The organism is Alistipes sp. AF48-12 (assembly GCF_003477565.1).
GTDB classification, from domain to species: domain Bacteria; phylum Bacteroidota; class Bacteroidia; order Bacteroidales; family Rikenellaceae; genus Alistipes_A; species Alistipes_A hominis.
Window position 1 is genome coordinate 122,816 of sequence record NZ_QUDJ01000006.1, and the last position, 17,544, is coordinate 140,359.

General features: G+C 57.3%; 15 protein-coding genes and 1 pseudogene. 8 read left to right on the forward strand and 8 right to left on the reverse strand.

What is annotated here, in order from left to right; translation table 11 throughout:
- The first annotated feature begins 2 nt into the window (after positions 1 to 2).
- From DW082_RS05410 to DW082_RS05440, 7 genes and pseudogenes are all read left to right on the forward strand, one after another.
- Positions 3 to 527: a shikimate kinase gene (locus tag DW082_RS05410; protein WP_055202182.1), complete on the forward strand. Its 525-nt coding sequence runs from the start codon at positions 3 to 5 to the stop codon at positions 525 to 527.
- A 5-nt stretch (positions 528 to 532) separates the two neighbouring features.
- Positions 533 to 1,258: a DUF3298 and DUF4163 domain-containing protein gene (locus DW082_RS05415; protein ID WP_101571439.1), complete on the forward strand. Its 726-nt coding sequence runs from the start codon at positions 533 to 535 to the stop codon at positions 1,256 to 1,258.
- Between the two features lie 52 nt (positions 1,259 to 1,310).
- Positions 1,311 to 5,015, forward strand: coding sequence for a phosphoribosylformylglycinamidine synthase (gene purL / locus DW082_RS05420; RefSeq protein WP_118457720.1), 3,705 nt, complete (start codon positions 1,311 to 1,313; stop codon positions 5,013 to 5,015).
- Entirely contained in the window at positions 5,008 to 5,793 is a 786-nt protein-coding gene (gene murI / locus DW082_RS05425; protein WP_055202188.1) for a glutamate racemase, read from the forward strand. The genes purL and murI overlap by 8 nt, the downstream gene beginning before the upstream one ends.
- A gap of 54 nt (positions 5,794 to 5,847) precedes the next feature.
- A complete protein-coding gene (locus tag DW082_RS05430; RefSeq protein ID WP_118457722.1) occupies positions 5,848 to 6,642 on the forward strand; it encodes a DNA translocase FtsK 4TM domain-containing protein in 795 nt (264 codons plus the stop codon).
- Between the two features lie 200 nt (positions 6,643 to 6,842).
- A pseudogene (locus tag DW082_RS05435) lies at positions 6,843 to 8,662 on the forward strand (DNA translocase FtsK); the annotation flags it as partial.
- A gap of 85 nt (positions 8,663 to 8,747) precedes the next feature.
- Positions 8,748 to 9,404, forward strand: a complete 657-nt coding sequence (locus DW082_RS05440; RefSeq protein ID WP_118457723.1) for an outer membrane lipoprotein carrier protein LolA — start codon at positions 8,748 to 8,750, stop codon at positions 9,402 to 9,404.
- Position 9,405: 1 nt separating this feature from the next.
- On the opposite strand, the gene DW082_RS05445 is transcribed toward DW082_RS05440, so the two are convergent.
- The 8 genes from DW082_RS05445 to ruvA form a co-directional block, all read right to left on the reverse strand.
- A complete protein-coding gene (locus tag DW082_RS05445) occupies positions 9,406 to 10,083 on the reverse strand; it encodes a DNA alkylation repair protein (RefSeq protein WP_118457725.1) in 678 nt (225 codons plus the stop codon).
- A gap of 9 nt (positions 10,084 to 10,092) precedes the next feature.
- The gene (locus DW082_RS05450; RefSeq protein ID WP_101571449.1) at positions 10,093 to 11,115 is read right to left on the reverse strand and encodes a DUF4831 family protein; all 1,023 of its coding nucleotides are present in this window, start codon (positions 11,113 to 11,115) and stop codon (positions 10,093 to 10,095) included.
- A gap of 72 nt (positions 11,116 to 11,187) precedes the next feature.
- Positions 11,188 to 11,907, reverse strand: a complete 720-nt coding sequence (locus DW082_RS05455; RefSeq protein ID WP_118457727.1) for a tRNA1(Val) (adenine(37)-N6)-methyltransferase — start codon at positions 11,905 to 11,907, stop codon at positions 11,188 to 11,190.
- A 62-nt stretch (positions 11,908 to 11,969) separates the two neighbouring features.
- Positions 11,970 to 13,172: a DUF6359 domain-containing protein gene (locus tag DW082_RS05460; RefSeq protein WP_182424099.1), complete on the reverse strand. Its 1,203-nt coding sequence runs from the start codon at positions 13,170 to 13,172 to the stop codon at positions 11,970 to 11,972.
- Positions 13,157 to 13,357, reverse strand: a complete 201-nt coding sequence (locus DW082_RS14480; protein ID WP_182424100.1) for a hypothetical protein — start codon at positions 13,355 to 13,357, stop codon at positions 13,157 to 13,159. Before DW082_RS14480 ends, DW082_RS05460 begins: the two co-directional genes overlap by 16 nt.
- Positions 13,354 to 13,875 carry an FKBP-type peptidyl-prolyl cis-trans isomerase gene (locus DW082_RS05465; protein WP_118457731.1) on the reverse strand — a complete coding sequence of 174 codons (522 nt, stop codon included), beginning with the start codon at positions 13,873 to 13,875 and terminating at the stop codon, positions 13,354 to 13,356. The genes DW082_RS14480 and DW082_RS05465 overlap by 4 nt, the downstream gene beginning before the upstream one ends.
- A 152-nt stretch (positions 13,876 to 14,027) precedes the next feature.
- Positions 14,028 to 16,256, reverse strand: coding sequence for an inorganic phosphate transporter (locus tag DW082_RS05470; RefSeq protein WP_118457733.1), 2,229 nt, complete (start codon positions 16,254 to 16,256; stop codon positions 14,028 to 14,030).
- A gap of 225 nt (positions 16,257 to 16,481) precedes the next feature.
- The gene (gene ruvA / locus DW082_RS05475) at positions 16,482 to 17,069 is read right to left on the reverse strand and encodes a Holliday junction branch migration protein RuvA (RefSeq protein WP_055202207.1); all 588 of its coding nucleotides are present in this window, start codon (positions 17,067 to 17,069) and stop codon (positions 16,482 to 16,484) included.
- A gap of 172 nt (positions 17,070 to 17,241) precedes the next feature.
- On the opposite strand from ruvA, the gene DW082_RS14980 reads away from it, so the two are divergent.
- Positions 17,242 to 17,520, forward strand: a complete 279-nt coding sequence (locus DW082_RS14980; RefSeq protein WP_259335526.1) for an OmpH family outer membrane protein — start codon at positions 17,242 to 17,244, stop codon at positions 17,518 to 17,520.
- Positions 17,521 to 17,544: the final 24 nt, after the last annotated feature.

The following is a 17,544-nucleotide window of genomic DNA, read 5'->3' on the forward strand; positions in this document are numbered from 1 at the left end:
AGATGCTGATATTTTTAGTGGGATACATGGGCTGCGGCAAAAGCACGATCGGCCGGACACTGGCAAAACAACTCGGCGTCCGGTTTCTGGATATGGATACGCTGCTCGAACAGCGCTGCGGCAAAAGCGTTGCCGAAATCTTCACAGAAACAGGCGAAACCGGATTCCGGCAGTCCGAACGCGAAGTGCTGGCCGAGCTGACCTCCGAACGGGAGGCCATCGTGGCGACCGGCGGCGGCGCGCCGTGTTTCTTCGACAACATGGAAACGATGAACCGCGCGGGACTGACGGTCTATTTCAAAATGAGTCCCGAGAAACTGGCCGGGCGCCTCGAACACGGCAAGGCGAAACGGCCGCTGCTGCGCGACAAAAGCGAAGAAGAATTGATCGGTTTTATCCGCGAAAATGTCGCAAAACGCGAAAAGTACTACATGCAGGCAAAGCTGATCATCGACTGCGACGGAGTCCGGGACGACTACATCGCACATCACATCGCCGAATACATCGAAACGAAAAAAGAGCAGTAAATCCGATGAAAAACCTGTTTTACCTCCTGATTCTGGCCGCCGTGACGGGATGCTCCCCGTCGGGTTCGCAGCTTTCGTGGCGACAAGAGACTTTCGGACACAGCACTTTCACCGCAGACAGCGATTATGTCGAAGTGAGCTATCCGGTTGCGGCGGGAGGGCGAAGCGCCGATTCGATCAATCGGAAAATCGCCGACCGAATTAAAACCGGTTTCGGCCTGACGGACGAAGAATACGCCCGAATGACGCCGCAGCAGGCGACCGACTCGCTATTGGCGCGCAAAAACCGCGATCCGCAGACCGCCCGTCTTCCTTACGACTTGCGTTTCCACGGAGAGATCCGTCAATGCGGTAAGGTAACGTCGTTGCGGTGCACCGTCTATACCCTGACCGGCGGGGCGCACGGTTTGCTGACCAACCTGTTTTTCAATTTCGATACGGAAAGCGGAAAGCCGCTGGATAAAGCCGATCTGTTTTCCGATACCGCCGGACTGCAACGGCTGAACCGGCAATATTTCGCGAAGCACCTTTCGGACGCAGCTCTGAGCGAAGACGCTTTGTTTGTTGGAACGGATCAATTACCTTTGCCGGAAAATGTGGGCATCGACAGCAGCGGCGTGACCATGCTGTACAATCCGTACGAGGTGGCTCCTTACGCGATCGGAACGATCGAATACCGGATTCCGTACGAACAGGCCGAGCCGCTGCTGAAACGGATCGCCCGCCGGTAGCGACCGCGCGGCCGGACGACATAAAAACGAATAAACATTAAACCCTATAACGATGATCCTGTTTTTCAAGAAAGACGATACCGTATATGCCGTTCAGGCGACGACGGAATTTTCTGCGGAAGAGATATCCCGGCTGCAATGGCTTTTCGGCGGAGCCGAACACCTCGGGGCCGAAAGCCTCGAAGGTATTTTCATCGGCCCGCGCCGCGAAATGATTACGCCGTGGAGTACCAACGCCGTCGAAATCACGCAGAACATGGGCCTGCACGGCATCCTGCGGATCGAGGAATTCGACGAAGCGCAGGACGAAAACGCCGCGTTCGACCCGATGCTGAAGCGGAAATACCATACGATCGACCAGCAGGTATTCACGATCAGCAAGCAGCCCGATCCGGTAGTTTACATCGACGACATCGCCGCTTACAACAAACAGGAAGGGCTGGCGCTCAGCGAAGAAGAGATCGCCTACCTGGAGGACGTCAGCCGGCGCGTAGGGCGTAAGCTGACCGATAGCGAGGTATTCGGTTTCTCGCAGGTCAACTCGGAACACTGTCGCCACAAGATTTTCAACGGACAATTCGTCATCGACGGCGAGGAGAAGGACACGACCCTTTTCGGGCTGATCCGCAAAACCACGAACGAGCACCCCGGCCGCGTCGTTTCGGCCTACAAAGACAACTGCGCCTTCCTACAAGGCCCGAAGGCCGAACAGTTCGCCCCTGCGACCCACGACACGTCGGACTATTTCGAGATCAAGGAGTTCGAGAGCGTCATTTCGATCAAGGCCGAAACGCACAACTTCCCGACGACCGTCGAGCCGTTCAACGGCGCGGCGACCGGAACCGGCGGCGAGATCCGCGACCGGATCGCCGGCGGCAAGGGGGCGTTCCCGGTAGCCGGAACGGCCGTTTACATGACGGCTTACCCGCGGCTGGACGGCGGACGCGAATGGGAAAAGCAGACCGAAGCCCGCGAGTGGCTGTACCAGACCCCCGAAGACATCCTGATCAAAGCGTCGAACGGCGCGTCGGATTTCGGCAATAAATTCGGGCAGCCGCTGATCTGCGGCAGCCTGCAAACATTCGAACACTTCGAGAACGGCAAGAAATACGGATTCGACAAAGTCATCATGCAGGCCGGCGGCGTAGGCTACGGCCGCAAACAGGACAGCATCAAGGACGAACCGCACGCGGGCGACAAGGTCGTGCTGCTCGGCGGCGACAACTACCGCATCGGCATGGGCGGCGGAGCCGTTTCGTCGGTGGCAACCGGCGAATACGCCGGAGCGATCGAGCTGAACGCCGTGCAGCGTTCGAACCCGGAGATGCAGAAACGGGTTTACAATGCGATCCGGGCCGTATCGGAAGAGGAGATGAACCCGGTCATCTCGATCCACGACCACGGCGCGGGCGGCCACCTGAACTGCCTGAGCGAATTGGTCGAAGCGACCGGCGGCCGAATCGACATGGATCAACTGCCGATCGGCGACCCCACGCTCAGCGCCAAAGAGATCGTCGGCAACGAATCGCAGGAACGCATGGGACTCGTGATGAAGGAAGAACACATCGGGAAACTGCGCCGCATCGCGAAACGCGAACGCGCCCCGTTCTACGTAATCGGCGAAGCGACCGGCGACATGCAGTTCACGTTCGTCAACCATAAAACCGGCGAAAAACCGATCGACCTGAAGTTGGAAGACATGTTCGGCAAGGCGCCGCGCACGGTGCTGAACGACCGCACGGTCGAAGAAACGTTCGAAGAGCCGGCATACCGGGCCGGCAACCTGGTGAAATACCTCGAAAACGTGCTGCAGCTCGAAGCCGTAGCCTGCAAGGACTGGCTGACCAACAAGGTCGACCGGTCGGTGACCGGCCGGATCGCGATGCAGCAGACCGCCGGCAGCATCCAGCTTCCGCTGAACGACTGCGCGGTAGTAGCGCTCGACTACCAGGGAACGCACGGCATCGCCACGGCGCTCGGGCACGCTCCGGCGGCGGCGCTGGCCAATGCGCCGAAAGGATCGGTGCTGGCGATCACCGAAGCGCTGACCAACATCGTGTTCGCGCCGATCGACGGCGGGCTGTCGTCGGTATCGCTGAGCGCAAACTGGATGTGGCCGTGCAAGAATCCGGGCGAGGACGCGCGGCTCTATTCGGCCGTACAAGCGGCCAGCGACTACGCGCTGGCGCTCGGAATCAACATTCCGACCGGCAAGGATTCGCTGTCGATGACGCAGAAATACCGCGACGGCGAACTGGTATACGCCCCCGGTACAGTAATTATCACCTCGGCAGCCGAAGTGTCGGACGTTAAAAAGGCAGTGTCGCCGGCACTCAAGCACCGACGCAGCCAATTGGTATATGTCGATATGAGCCGCTCGGCTTTCGGTCTGGGCGGCAGCAGCCTGGCGCAAACGCTCGGCAGCGTCGGCATGGAAGTGCCGACCGTACAGTCCGCCGATTATTTCTCGAAAGCGTTCGCGGCGGTACAAGGTCTGATCGCCGAAGACAAGGTGCTGGCCGGACACGACGTATCGGCCGGCGGTCTGATCACGGCGCTGCTCGAAATGACCTTTGCGGATAACACGAGCGGCATGGATCTGAGTTTCGCGGCGCTCGGCGAACGCGACATCGTACGGTTGTTGTTCAGCGAAAAACCGGCGCTGGTGCTGCAGGTCGAAAACGGCGTGGAGGTCTGCGAAGACTTGAAATTCGCCGGCGTCGACGCCTATGTAATCGGGGACGTCAACCAGGAGCGCCGGTTCGCGTTCATGCACGACGGACTGGAAATGTCGCTGTTGGTGAATGATCTGCGCGACACATGGTTCAAGACTTCGTACCTGCTCGACCGCCGTCAGAGCGGCCCGCAGAAAGCGGCGCAGCGTTTTGCAAACTACAAGAACCAGGAACTCGTCTATAAATTCCCGGAAAACTTCACCGGGAAACTGTCGCAGTGGGAACTCGAAGCGAGCCGCCGCAAACCGTCGGGCATCCGGGCCGCCATCATCCGCGAAAAAGGGATCAACGGCGACCGCGAAATGGCATGGTGCATGCACCTGGCCGGTATGGACGTAAAAGACGTGCATATGACCGACTTGATCGCAGGGCGCGAAACGCTCGAAGACGTGAACCTGATCGTATTTACCGGCGGATTCTCGAACTCGGACGTACTCGGATCGGCCAAAGGCTGGGCCGGAGCGTTCCTGTACAACGAAAAGGCGAAAAAAGCGCTGGACAAGTTCTTCGCGCGTCCCGACACACTGTCGCTCGGCGTCTGCAACGGCTGCCAGTTGATGGTCGAACTGGGGCTGATCACGCCGGCGCACGAGGAAAAACCCCAAATGCTGCACAACGACTCGCACAAGTTCGAGTCGTCCTTCCTCGGCGTACAGATCGAACCGAACGACTCGGTAATGCTGAAATCGCTGTCGGATAGCCGGCTGGGTATCTGGGTGGCGCACGGCGAAGGAAAATTCCGGCTGCCGTACGAAGAGAGCTGCTACAACATCCCGGTGCGCTACCTTTATCCCGAGTATCCGGCCAACCCGAACGGCAGCGATTACAACGCGGCCGCCATCTGTTCGGTCGACGGCCGTCACCTGGCGATCATGCCGCACCTGGAACGGGCGATACGCCCGTGGAACTGGGCATACTATCCGGAAGAGCGCACCGAAGACGAAGTGACGCCGTGGATCGAGGCATTCGTCAACGCACGCCGGTGGATCGAACGTAAAAAAGGAGAGACGCGCAATGAATAACGCACCGATCGGGGTTTTCGACTCGGGATTGGGCGGATTGACCGTGTGGAGGGAGCTTTACCGGAAACTGCCGCACGAATCGCTGATCTACTACGGCGACGGGAAAAACTGTCCGTACGGAGACAAAAACCGCGAAGAGGTGACCGCTTACGTCGATCTGGCCGTCAGGCGGCTGATCGACCGAGGCGTCAAACTGATCGTCGTCGCCTGCAACGCCGCGACGGCGATGGCGATCGATCACCTGAGGCGGAACTACGCGCTGCCGCTGGTCGGGCTCGAACCGGCCGTAAAGCCGGCGGCGATGGCATCGCGCAGCGGAGTGATCGGAATTCTGGCGACGGCGGCGACGCTGAACGGCCGTCTGTTCCGCGAAACGTCGCAACGCTATGCCGACCGGGTGAAAATCCTGACGCAGGTCGGGGAAGGTTTCGTCGAACTGGTCGAAAGCAACCGCGAGCAAACGCCCGAAGCGCTGGCACGGGTCGACAAACTGCTCCGCCCGATGCTCGATGCCGGAGCCGACCAAATCGTACTCGGCTGCACGCACTACCCTTTCCTGTCGGCGGCCATGCGCCGGGTAATCGGGGAACGGCGGGTCGACCTGGTGAATCCGGCGGCGGCGATCGAACGGCAGGCCGAGGCCCTGCTGCGGCGATTCGACCTGCAGGCGGAGCCGGAACATACCCCGCAGTACGATTTTATGACCAGCGCCGACGAAACGTACCGGCAGCGGTTGATCGCCAAAAGCGAGCAGGTACGGACGATGGACATCGATTAAAAAACGCCGGAGCATCCGGCGCGGATAATAAAAACCTGAAAACGGGTTGCAACTATGGCAGTTAAAAAAAACGCGGCAAAACAACCGGAAGTCAAGGGCATGAGCGACACGAAGCGGTGGATCTACGGATTCGCCTTGCTGTTTTTCGCGCTGTTCCTGGCGGTATCGGTGCTGTCGTTCTTCTTTTTCTGGAAGGACGACCAGTCGGTAACGGACTGGACCCATGTATTCATGTCTTCCAAAGAAACCGTCAACGAAGCTCGGGTGCAAAACTGGGGCGGGAAACTCGGAGCCGTCCTGGCCAAAACCGTCGTAGCGGACGGATTCGGGCTGTTCGGGCTGTGCATTCCGGCCGTGCTGATCATCTTTTCGCTGCGGATCATGCGGTTCCGACCGGCGATGCTGCGTAAATCGGTGCGGCTGACGCTGATCCTGATGATCCTCGGGTCGCTGACGCTCGGATTCCTTTTCCGGGGCAATTGGGAAGTGTTCGGCACCGGACTGGGCGGACGGCACGGCATTTCGATCGCCGAATGGCTGGTATCGGTGATCGGAACGATCGGAACCGGGTTGTTGTTGTTGTTGTCGATCGTTCTGTATGCCATCTACATCAACCGCAACACCATCTCGATGATCAACCGCGTCGGCAAAGGGATCGTCGACAACGGGCGTAAAGTCGGCGAAGCCGTATCGACGACCGCGGCCGCATCCTCAGCCACGAAGCCAAACAGACCGACGACGCGAAACCGGAAACCAAAAGCAAAAAAGGGAAAAAAGAGATCGACGACGACGATCCGTTCATCGTGCGTTCGGCCGACGACGATCCCCCGCTCTATCCGGGCGAGTTGATCGACGACAACGGATTTACGATCGTCGACCGTTCCGGAGCGCCGGCTCTGCCGGAAGAAGAACCCCGACCGGCGCGCACCGGGAAAGTCGAAGTGGACGACGCAGGGTTCGTCATCACGGACATGAACGCCAAAACGGCGCCACCGCCGCCGGAAAAAGACGAAGACGGATTCGTTATCCAGTATGCCAGCGGGGATGAAGCCGAAGAAACGCCCGCTCCCGCGACCGGCAAAACGGACATCGGAACGGATACCTATACGTATCCCGAACCGCCGGTTTCGGCGACGGAGACCGCCTGCCCGCCGGCTCAGGAAACGCAGCAGTTCCAATCCGCTCCCGCATATACCGCCGAGACCCCCGAGACTTCCGGCGCCGAGGCGAAAGACGACGCGTTCGTCGCGGCCGTTCCGGACGGGCTCGATATCGAGGAACGACGCGATCTGACGGTCGAACGGCTGCCGGGAGACGAAAGCCTCAGCGACGAGGAGATCGAAAGCGCGCTGTACGACCCGACGCTCGACCTATCGTCGTACCAGCGCCCGCCGATCGAACTGCTCGAAGACCACAGCGTCGAAGTCAGCGTAACGAGCGAAGAGATCGTCGAAAACAAAAACCGGATCAAAGAAACGCTCGAAAATTTCGGGATCAAGATCGACAAGATCAAAGCGACGGTCGGGCCGACGGTCACGCTGTATGAGATCGTACAGGCTCCTGGCGTTCGTATTTCGAAAATCAAGAACCTCGAGGACGATATCGCGCAGAGTCTCGCCGCGCTCGGCATCCGGATCATCGCGCCGATCCCGGGCAAGGGAACGATCGGCATCGAAGTGCCGAACAAAGACAAGAAGATCGTCTCGATGTACTCGATCATCAAATCGGTGAAGTTCCAGGAATCGGACTACGACATCCCGGTGGTGCTCGGCAAAACGATTCAGGACGAAACGTTCGTCATCGACCTGGCCAAAATGCCGCACCTGCTGGTAGCCGGCGCGACCGGACAGGGCAAATCGGTCGGATTGAACGCGATCATCACGTCGCTGCTGTACAAGAAACATCCGTCGGAACTGAAGCTGGTGCTGGTCGATCCGAAGAAGGTGGAACTGACGCTCTATTCGAAGCTGGAACGTCATTTCCTGGCGAAAATGCCCGGCGAAGAGGACGCGATCATCACCGATACGCACAAGGTGATCTATACGCTCAATTCGCTCTGCATCGAGATGGACGCCCGTTACAACCTGCTGCGGGCCGCCGAGGTGCGTAAGATCACCGAATACAACGACAAATTCATCCACCGAAAGCTGAACCCGAACAAGGGACACCGCTTCCTGCCCTACATCGTCGTAATCATCGACGAGTTCGCCGACCTGATCATGACCGCCGGGCGCGAAATCGAAACGCCGATCGCCCGGATCGCGCAGTTGGCGCGGGCCGTCGGCATCCACCTGGTGATCGCCACGCAGCGACCGACGACCAACATCATCACCGGCGTAATCAAAGCCAACTTCCCGGCGCGGATCGCTTTCCGGGTCACGTCGATGGTCGATTCGCGGACGATCATCGACCAGCCGGGAGCCAACCAACTGATCGGGCGCGGAGACATGCTGGTTTCGACCGGCAACGACCTGATACGCGTACAATGCGCGTTCGTCGATACGCCCGAGATCGAACGGATCACCGAATTCATCGCCGGACAGCGCGGATACGTAGGCGCTTACGAACTGCCGGAATACACGCCGGAAGGAGGCGGAGACACAGGAGCCGCAGGCAGCAAACCGAACGACCTGTCGCAACTGGACGCGATGTTCGAAGACGTCGCCCGTTTCGTGGTACAGAACCAGCAGGGGTCCACCTCGTCGATCCAGCGGCGTTTCTCAATCGGATACAACCGCGCCGGCCGCTGATGGATCAACTCGAAATGGCCGGCATCGTCGGCAAAGCCGAAGGCAGCAAACCGCGCGAAGTACTGATCCAGGACATTCTGTCGCTGGAACATATTTTCAAGTCGCTCGATAATTTTTAATCGCAGAAACGCGTTTTTACAAAAGAGCAACGGAACCGACCGATTCCGTTGCTTTCGAAGAGAGTTCAAACCTGATTTTTCCGTTATGAAACCACACGACCGATCCAGCCTGCTCCGCAGAATCATCCTGCCGCTGCTGCTCGTTTTCACGCTCACCACGGCTCATGCCGACGAGAAATCCGCGAAACTGATCCGCACACTGTCCGACAAGATCGCTTCCAGTAAAGCGTACGAAATACTCTTTACGGCCAGCATGGAGAACGAGTTCAGCGACGTAGCCGGACGGATCGTCGTCAGCGGCGACCGCTATTACGTCCATGTAAACGATTACGAACTGTTCTGCGACGGCAAGCTGCTATACACCTACAACAGCAACGAAGACGAGGTGACGATCGAAAAGCCCGACCCGAACGACCATTCGCTCCTGTCGAACCCTTCCCGTTTTTTCAAGATGGATGAACAGGATTTCGATAACGCCTATAAAGGAAGCGTCGCGGTCGGCGGACGGACGGCGGAACGGGTGGAACTGACGCCGAAAGTCAAGGGCGCAGGCTACCGGTCGATCCGATTGCTACTCGATCCGCAGAGCGGACTGCCCGTCGGTATCGATTACGACACGGACGGCGCGGGTACCGTCGAAATCAGAATCAGCAAGATCACGCCTGACATCGCTGTCGCGCCCGATCAATTCACATTCGACAAAAAGAAATACAAGGATGTCGAAATAATCGACTTCAGATAATTTACCCGGCCAGATCGAGGTATTCCAACTGCCACCGGAGTTCTTCGGCGACCTGTTGCGGCAAACTTTCCGCAGCCGCTCCGTAAACGGCGATCCGGTCTTCCACCATTCGGCGCATCGACAGGCCGGTACGGGCCAACTGCCGTAAGGCCGTCACAATCCCGCGCAAGACGGCGGAGCTGTCGATTTCCCGAAAAACGAGCTGGTCGATCCGGTCGAAAAACGCCTGTCTCATCGTCTGTTCCATCTCCGGACGCACCGTCGAAGCGGCCGTCAGCAAACCGGCGTAACGCAACAACGGCTTCGGGGAGTCGAGCCACTCAAGCGCAACCCGCTCCGCGCCGGGCGCCTTGCGGAACAGATTATACACCACCTGCTCGACCAATTCGGTATTCGCGAACCCGTCCGCCCACAACCGCATCTGATCCGGCGTAACTTGCTGCGGATCGTCGACGAAAGCGGCAGCCAATTTCAACTCGCGCACCTGCTGACGGTATAAAAGCATCGCCAGGGAGTGCGACGTACCGTACTCCCCGGCAATGCTTCGGATCGTCGGAACCGAAACCCCGTAATTCAACGGATAATTCAGTCCCCTGCGTTGCATCGCTTCCGCCACAGCGCCGTTCATCTCTTTTTTCAGGCGTCCCAACAAGCGGATCATCAATGCGGTATCGTTCATTCGGGAACCCTATTTAACGGCCGTAACCGGCACCTGTACCACCACCCCGAACTGATAGATCGGCATCCGTGCCTGGGCGATCTGACGGTTCCCATCGGTCAGCCGGCAGTTCACCATATCGGCTATGCGGTAAAAGACTCCGCCCTTGATCTCCTTGTTCCGGTTCGCCAGCGGAGAGGCCTCGGCCTTTTTCTCAGGGGTCATTTCCAGCGTGATCGGACGGCCCGAAAGGTCGTTGTCGGGCAACAGACCCGCCGTATCGGAGAAGCGGCATACGACCAAAGTATTTTCGTCTTTCGACGGAAGCGCATTGTATTCCCTCGCGACCGTCTGTCGGTACTGTTTACCGAGGAACAAAGCCAAATATTCCTGTTCCAGGCGGCTGATCTCGTCCAGAGCCGCCTTCAAACCGCCGCCGAACACATTCTCGCCGGCTTCACCGGTCACCAGATCGAGCCGATGCCGGCGCAACGAAAAGATCATGTTAGCCGCATCCGCCGCCATCGATTCGGCGCTTTTCTCGACCGTGCTCTGCTTGTCGATCGGCACCTTCAGAAAAGCGGTATCGCATTCGACATAGGAAATCACATCCGGGCCGGCGCCCCGCATCCGGACTCCCTTACGTATCGGGCCGGCGATGCCGGCCGGTTCCACGCCGTCCAGCGGGGCCGCAACGAATCCTTCGGGAGTCGGATCGTAAATCCGCACCGGACTTTTGTCCGGATTGTCCAGCGCGTACACTTCCGCCGGATCGGCCTCCTGAACGCCGCAAAGCGTCGCACTCTTGATCGTATAGATATCCTTATCGGCCAGCGGAGCGATCACGCCGAGGTATTTCTGAGCGAACCGGGCATACGGGCCGACGCGCACGCTCTCTTTTTCCGCAACGACACGCACTTTGACCACCGTGCGCGGCAGCGCATAAGCCACCGAGTTGGGATTCGTCATCTGATCCGCCTTATAAGCTTTAACCTGTGCCGAAGCCCCCGTTACCAGGGCGCACAACGCACCTAAAACCAACACTTTTTTCATAATCTATCGTTTTTAATTCGCTATTCTCGCCGAAACGGTACGAACAAAAATACACTATATTTCGAAAAACGCTCACATTTTCAGATAAAAATCTCCGGTCAGCGCCCGGTACCGGTCCGTATAACCCGTTCCGCCTTCCGGCGCAATCGCCAGCACTTCCGTTTCGACGCCCCCCCGGAATGTCCGGAATTCGATCAGCATCCGTTTCGGCACCGTCCCCGGCACCGGGCAAACGGCAAGCGTCCGTGCCGGAAACAGGCCGTATCGGGCCGCCTGCCCGGTAAACGCATCCGCTCCGTCCGCCGGCAGCACGACGCTCAGGCATCCCTTTTCGGTCAACAGCCCGGCCGCTCCGGCCAGCAATTCCGGATGGGGCAGCGAATCGGTATGCCGCGCCCGGGTACGTCCCGGATCGGGACACTTCAGCGAACCGACGAAATAAGGCGGATTGGAGACTATCCGATCGTATTTCCGCGTAGCGTGCCCGCAAAAGGACACGAAAGACTCACCGAAAAGAGCCAGGCGTTCCGCCCAGGGCGACCCGGCGAAATTTTCCGCGGCATCCGCACAACTGCCGGCATCGATTTCGACGGCATCGATCCGCGCCGACGGATTCCGCTGGGCCGCCATCAGCGCGATCACGCCGGTACCGGTGCCCACATCCAGCATCCGCGCGCCGTCTCCGCCCGGATCGAACCAGGCGCCGAGCAACACTCCGTCGGTTCCGACCCGCATCGCAGCGCGGCGCTGCCACACCGTAAACCGTTTGAAAGAGAAGTAATCGTTTGCCATAACCCTACGGAAAAGGGGAAGAAAACCGCTTTCCTTCCCCCTCCGTCCGTTCTTATATCGTCCTATTTTTTGACATACTGCGTCACATCGACCAGACCGGTCTGTCCGAGATACTGCCTGATATTTCCGCGAACGACGATTTTTTTTCGGTATATGGCCTCATTGTCCACCAGGTTCAGCTTATCCCGGATCGTTCCTTCGGGCAATTCGACGGCCACGACCCGCGAAGCGTCGTCCGGAGTACGGATATCGGACAGCAGGATATTGGTTTTGACCTTGACCGTATCGGAATAGACGGCTCCCGTCTCGACGCTGGCGCCGTCAACCGCACCGACCACGTAACCCGTGATCCACACGTCATCCTCGTCCTTGGTCAGCGCTTTCACCCCTTTGATGCTGTACGGATGGTAGGCCGTACCGTCCCCATTGGGCGGAATCACCATAATCGTAAACATCAGCGGCGTATAGGGATTGATCCAAGTCTCGTTCTCGGGACTCTGCAACGTGGAACCGTAACCGTAGGCCGACGTAAAGACGGTCTGCGCCGTTTCCCCGAATTTCATCCCGACGATCGCATGGTAGAAACCCTTCACATAGGTCGTATCCGTTCCGCCGGTATTCACGGTGATCGAATCGTAACGGTTCGAAGAGCTGTAAATATTATACTTTCTGGCCGTATCCTCTATATTCGTATCGAAAACGAAACCGTCCATAAAACGTCCCACGTAATACACGCTGACCGTCGTATCCGCTTTTACGGTAGCCGTATCCTTGCCCAAACTCAACGTCCGGCGGTAAATGTTGGCCCTCACCGTATCTTCGATCGTCTTGCCCCACTCGTTATAAGCGAAATCCTGCACCAACTCGTTTTCGGCAATCACCGGATCGGCGACAATTTCGAGCAGTTCCATATCCATAATGATCGGCGTGCTCCCGGGAACGGAAGCGACCTGGCCTTCGTAGCCCGAACCGAACGACGTCCCCGAAGTCCCGTACGCCAATCCGTAAGGAATATAGGCACGGACGACGTCCCCCGCATTCATCTCGCCGAGCGCGTACAACATGCCGCTCGGCACGGAACCGTTATCGCTCTTAAACTGGAAATATTCGGGCACGTAATGCGTATAATATTGAAAAGTGCCCTGCAACTGCGCCGTAGCGCTGTCGCGCGTAACGAATATATTTCCCGTATTGAGGATCCGCCCCGTATAGTTTACCCGTATCCAGTTGCCTTCCTGCGGATGCCTGATCACGTTACCGGGCAAGGAATCCAGCTTTTTAGTATAAATACCCGTCGACTGTTTGACGCTCCGTCGCCGTAATATTTCATCCATTCCTCGAAGGCGAGCTGTTGCCTGCCCCCCAAATCGTCGGAAGGCTGTTTCGCGCAGGAAGCGACCGACACGGCAACGATAAAAACAGACAGGATCGCCCGAATAACTTTTATCATGGTTTCACTACTTTTTTAATTTTTACCGCCCACACGACCGGCTGATCGGGATTCACGACTCCCATGTTCTCGGTTCCGTAAACCAGGTCGGAAGTCATGAACAGCAACAGCGAATCGTTCTGACGGCTATTCACCAGGCCGTATTCGAGACCTTTGACGAGCGAAGCGCTGCCCAGCTTGATCCGCCGCGTCGAGAAGTCCCAGTACTCCGGATTGAGCACCTCCAGGTCCTTCGCAGGAATCCACTCTTTCACGTTGGTGTAGTAGAGCGCGCCGATCGACGAAGAAAACAAGTAGGCGGCGAAATCGAAACTGACCGAATCGCCGTATTCGACCGGCACCTCCCGGTCATACCCCTCCCGATCCGCATTAGCCACATACCGGTAAACGCCGTTGGGCGTCGTATAGGAAAAATCCATCCTCGAAAGATAACTCTCGAAAGAAGTACGCTGCTTATCGAGGTAGGTCTCGTCGTCCTTACACCCGCCGAAAGCAGCCGCCAGAACCAATATGTACAAAATTCGTTTCACTGCCGCAACTCTAACCGGTTACAAATCTACGACTAATTTCCTCCAAAAACAACACGCCCCTCCCGCTATTATATCAAACTGCGTCCGGCCCGAAATATTGCCCGTTGGCGGAAATCTTTTGCAAAAAAACCGGACGCCGCCTATTTTTTCATCACGAAATACTTCTGCGCTTTCAACAAGTTCCGGCTCTGGAGCACCATCGTCTTGGTTTCGTTGATAATGGTCAGGTAGAGGATGCTGCTGCGCGTGGTCGAGGCTTTCGCCTTCACGCGCTTGATCTGGCTCTTGATCGCCGCAGCGAGCGTATCGAACAGTTCGTCGCGCATCCGCAGGATTTCGTCCAACTCCTCGAAATGGCTGGTTCGCAGCATTTCGTTGATATGCAGATAAATCCGGCTTACCTGATCGTTGACCCGTTTGAGATCTTCCAACTGATCGACGCGGAATCCCTCGTGGTTGTTATTGATATGGTCGAAACTCGGCCGGGTGATATGCACCAGCGCCTTGGCTACCTCGTCGAGGTAGTCGGCGATCTGCACGTAATAATGCCCCGTTTCGACATAGTTCTCCTGCAACTCGAGCAGCGTCGGCAGCACTTCGTGTTTCCGTTCGTGCGCGACCTGATAGAGCGCCTCCGATTCGCGAACCATGTTTTTGAGCAACTTACGGTCTTCGTTGAACAAACCGATCAGCGTCTGGTTGTAGATCGTCGTCACCTTGTTCATCATTTCGGTAATCTCCCGCACGCTGCGATCCACGATCGAACTTTCGTCGGTAACGGCCTTGTGTTCGGCCTGCTTTTCGGCTTCGCGTTTCAACTTCCGGTTATGCGCCTTCGTACTCCGGATCATCAGATAACAGCACAGCACACTGAGTCCAGCCACGGCGAACACCCCGCCCCACATCAGCAAAACGGCAACGGCAAAAGAGATCGTGAAGGCCACCAATGCCGTAAAGAACCATCCGGCAATCACGGTCAACACCCCGGTAATCCGGTACACGGCACTCTCCCGCCCCCAGGCCCGGTCGGAAAGCGAACTACCCATCGCCACCATAAAGGTCACGTAAGTGGTCGAAAGCGGCAGTTGCAACGACGTAGCCATCGAGATCAGCAGCGAGGCGACCGTCAGGTTCACCGTCGCCCGGATCAGATCGAAAGGCGCTTTGTCCTTCGCATTGGCAACCGGGACGAAACGGCTCGCGATGAAACGCTGAATCCGCTCGGGCGTATACTTCTCGTAATTCTTATTGCAGTTGATCGTGGCGCGGACGATCGCCCGCGACGCAGAGGTCGAACCGAAACGCTCTACGCCTACATCCTGGCGCGCCAGATTGATCTCGGTGTCGGAAACGCTCTGGGCCTTTTTCGAGAACCACAGCGTAACGACCATGACCGCTCCCGAAAGGAACAGGATCAGCAGGTTGGCGACGACCGGATCGTTCAGTCCGCCCATCAGCATATTCGTATCCCCGGTCGTCCGGACGATGTCGTAAGCGTCGACTCCGGCGACAAACACCCCGATGAAGTTCACCAGATCGTTGCCGGCGAAAGCGAGCGCCAGCGAAAACGTGCCCGCCAGCACGGTGATCCGCAGGATATTCACCTTCAGCATACTGAGAATCGACATAATCAAGCTCCAGCCGACCAGCAGCCCGCCGAGCATCATCGGTATATGCCCTTCCATCCAGCTCATCCAGTCGGCGGGAATGACCTGCGTCCCTTTCAACCCTTTGAAAACGGCGAAATACGAAATAGCCGTCAGAGCGATCCCGCACCAGACGGCTCCGTACGACTTCAGCTTCGACTGGTAACGGAACGAAAAGATCAGCCGCGTGATGTACATCACGACCGTACCGCAAACAAAAGCGATTACCACCGAAATCAGGATTCCGCCGATAATCGCCATCGCATTGCCCGTATTGATCATGTCGGCCATCGTGGCCAGCGAACCGTCGGGCAGCGTCACCAGCGCATCGTTCGCTATTTTGAAGATACTGATCCCTACGGCGGCTCCCAACAGCCCGAACACCAGCGACACGGTAGTAGAAGTAGGCATTCCCAGCGTGTTGAAAATATCCAGCAGGATCACGTTGGTGAACATCACCGCCAGGAACAGCAGCATGACCTCGGCGAATGTAAACATCTCCGGATGGAAAACGCCGCTGCGGGCGACTTCCATCATCCCGTTCGAAGTGATGGCTCCGACGATGATTCCGACCGAAGCCACCGTCATGATCACATAGCGGGGCGCGGCCTTGGAACCCAGGGCCGAATTTAGAAAATTCACCGCATCGTTAGCGACTCCCACAACCAGTCCCGAGACTGCCAGAGCAAGCATAATGATGACGATGATCAGGTATAAATCCATATGATAGTATGTTTATTCGATTTTCATGTAACAGCGCCGGGGCTTTCTGCCGAAAACCCTAAAAAACAAACCATTACTGCCAGGAAGCATAGACATATGCCACGAATTTGGCAACAAAAATAGAATAATTTGCCGGATTGCCGTAATTTTCCGTAAAAAAAATCGATCCGGCCGCAAAAACGGAACGATCTTTCCGTCGCCGCGTTCCGCGTCCCGCGGCCGGCGTCACAAACGCTTCAACGCAAGCCGCACCAGTTCCTCGACCGAAGCCGCCGGAGATTCCTGCTGAATAGCCCGCAACGCCTTCTCGGTCGCCTGCCGCGTAAATCCGAGCATCGTCAGCGCGGCCACCGCCTCGGAGAAAGTCTCCCCCGCCGCACCCTGCACCGGAACGGAAGTCGCGGCAGCGCTGCCCGCGCCGATCTTATCCCGCAATTCCACGATGATTTTCTGCGCGGTTTTCAGACCGAGTCCCTTGACGGTCTTCAGCACGTCGGCCTGTCCGGTCGCGACGATCGTGCAGACCTCCTCGGCCGTAAACGAAGAGAGGATCATCCGGGCCGTATTGCCCCCGACTCCCGAAACGCCGATCAACGACCGGAAAATATCGCGTTCGGCGCGGCTGAAAAAGCCGTAAAGCACCTGCGCGTCCTCACGCACCGCAAAATGGGTATACAGTTTCACCTCCGTCCGGGAACCGATCTGCGAAAAAGTCTGCAACGAGATATTCAAAAAATACCCGACGCCCGCAGCTTCCACGACGACCGACGCCGGAGTCAGCGTCTCGATCCGACCCGTGATGTATTCATACATAATACGCTACCATATTTACCTGCAAAAATAAGCAAATGAAAAGAAATAATTAATATATTTGCGCAATAATCGGCGGAAAAACACGCTCTGTCAAACGGATTCGAACAGGTACGGAAAATCCGCAAGCACGAAACAAAACCGAATTTTATAAAACACATTTTTAAAATCTGACATGAAAAAGATCCTGTTAATTCTCGCTGCGGTCGCCCTGACGACTGTAGGCTGCAACAAAAACCAAGCCCCGGCCGGCGGCGAAACGAAACCTGCCGCAGAAACCACGGAAAGCGACGCTGCAGCAGCGGCATCGAGCGGGACCATCGCTTACTTCAACGTCGATTCGCTGATCAGCAAGTACGACATGTACCTCGACCTGCGCGCCGAATACGAAGCCAAAGCCAAAAAAGCGGATGCGGAACTCACCTCGAAAGGGCGCAGCTCGAATCCGACCTGAAAGATTACCAGAACAAGATCGACA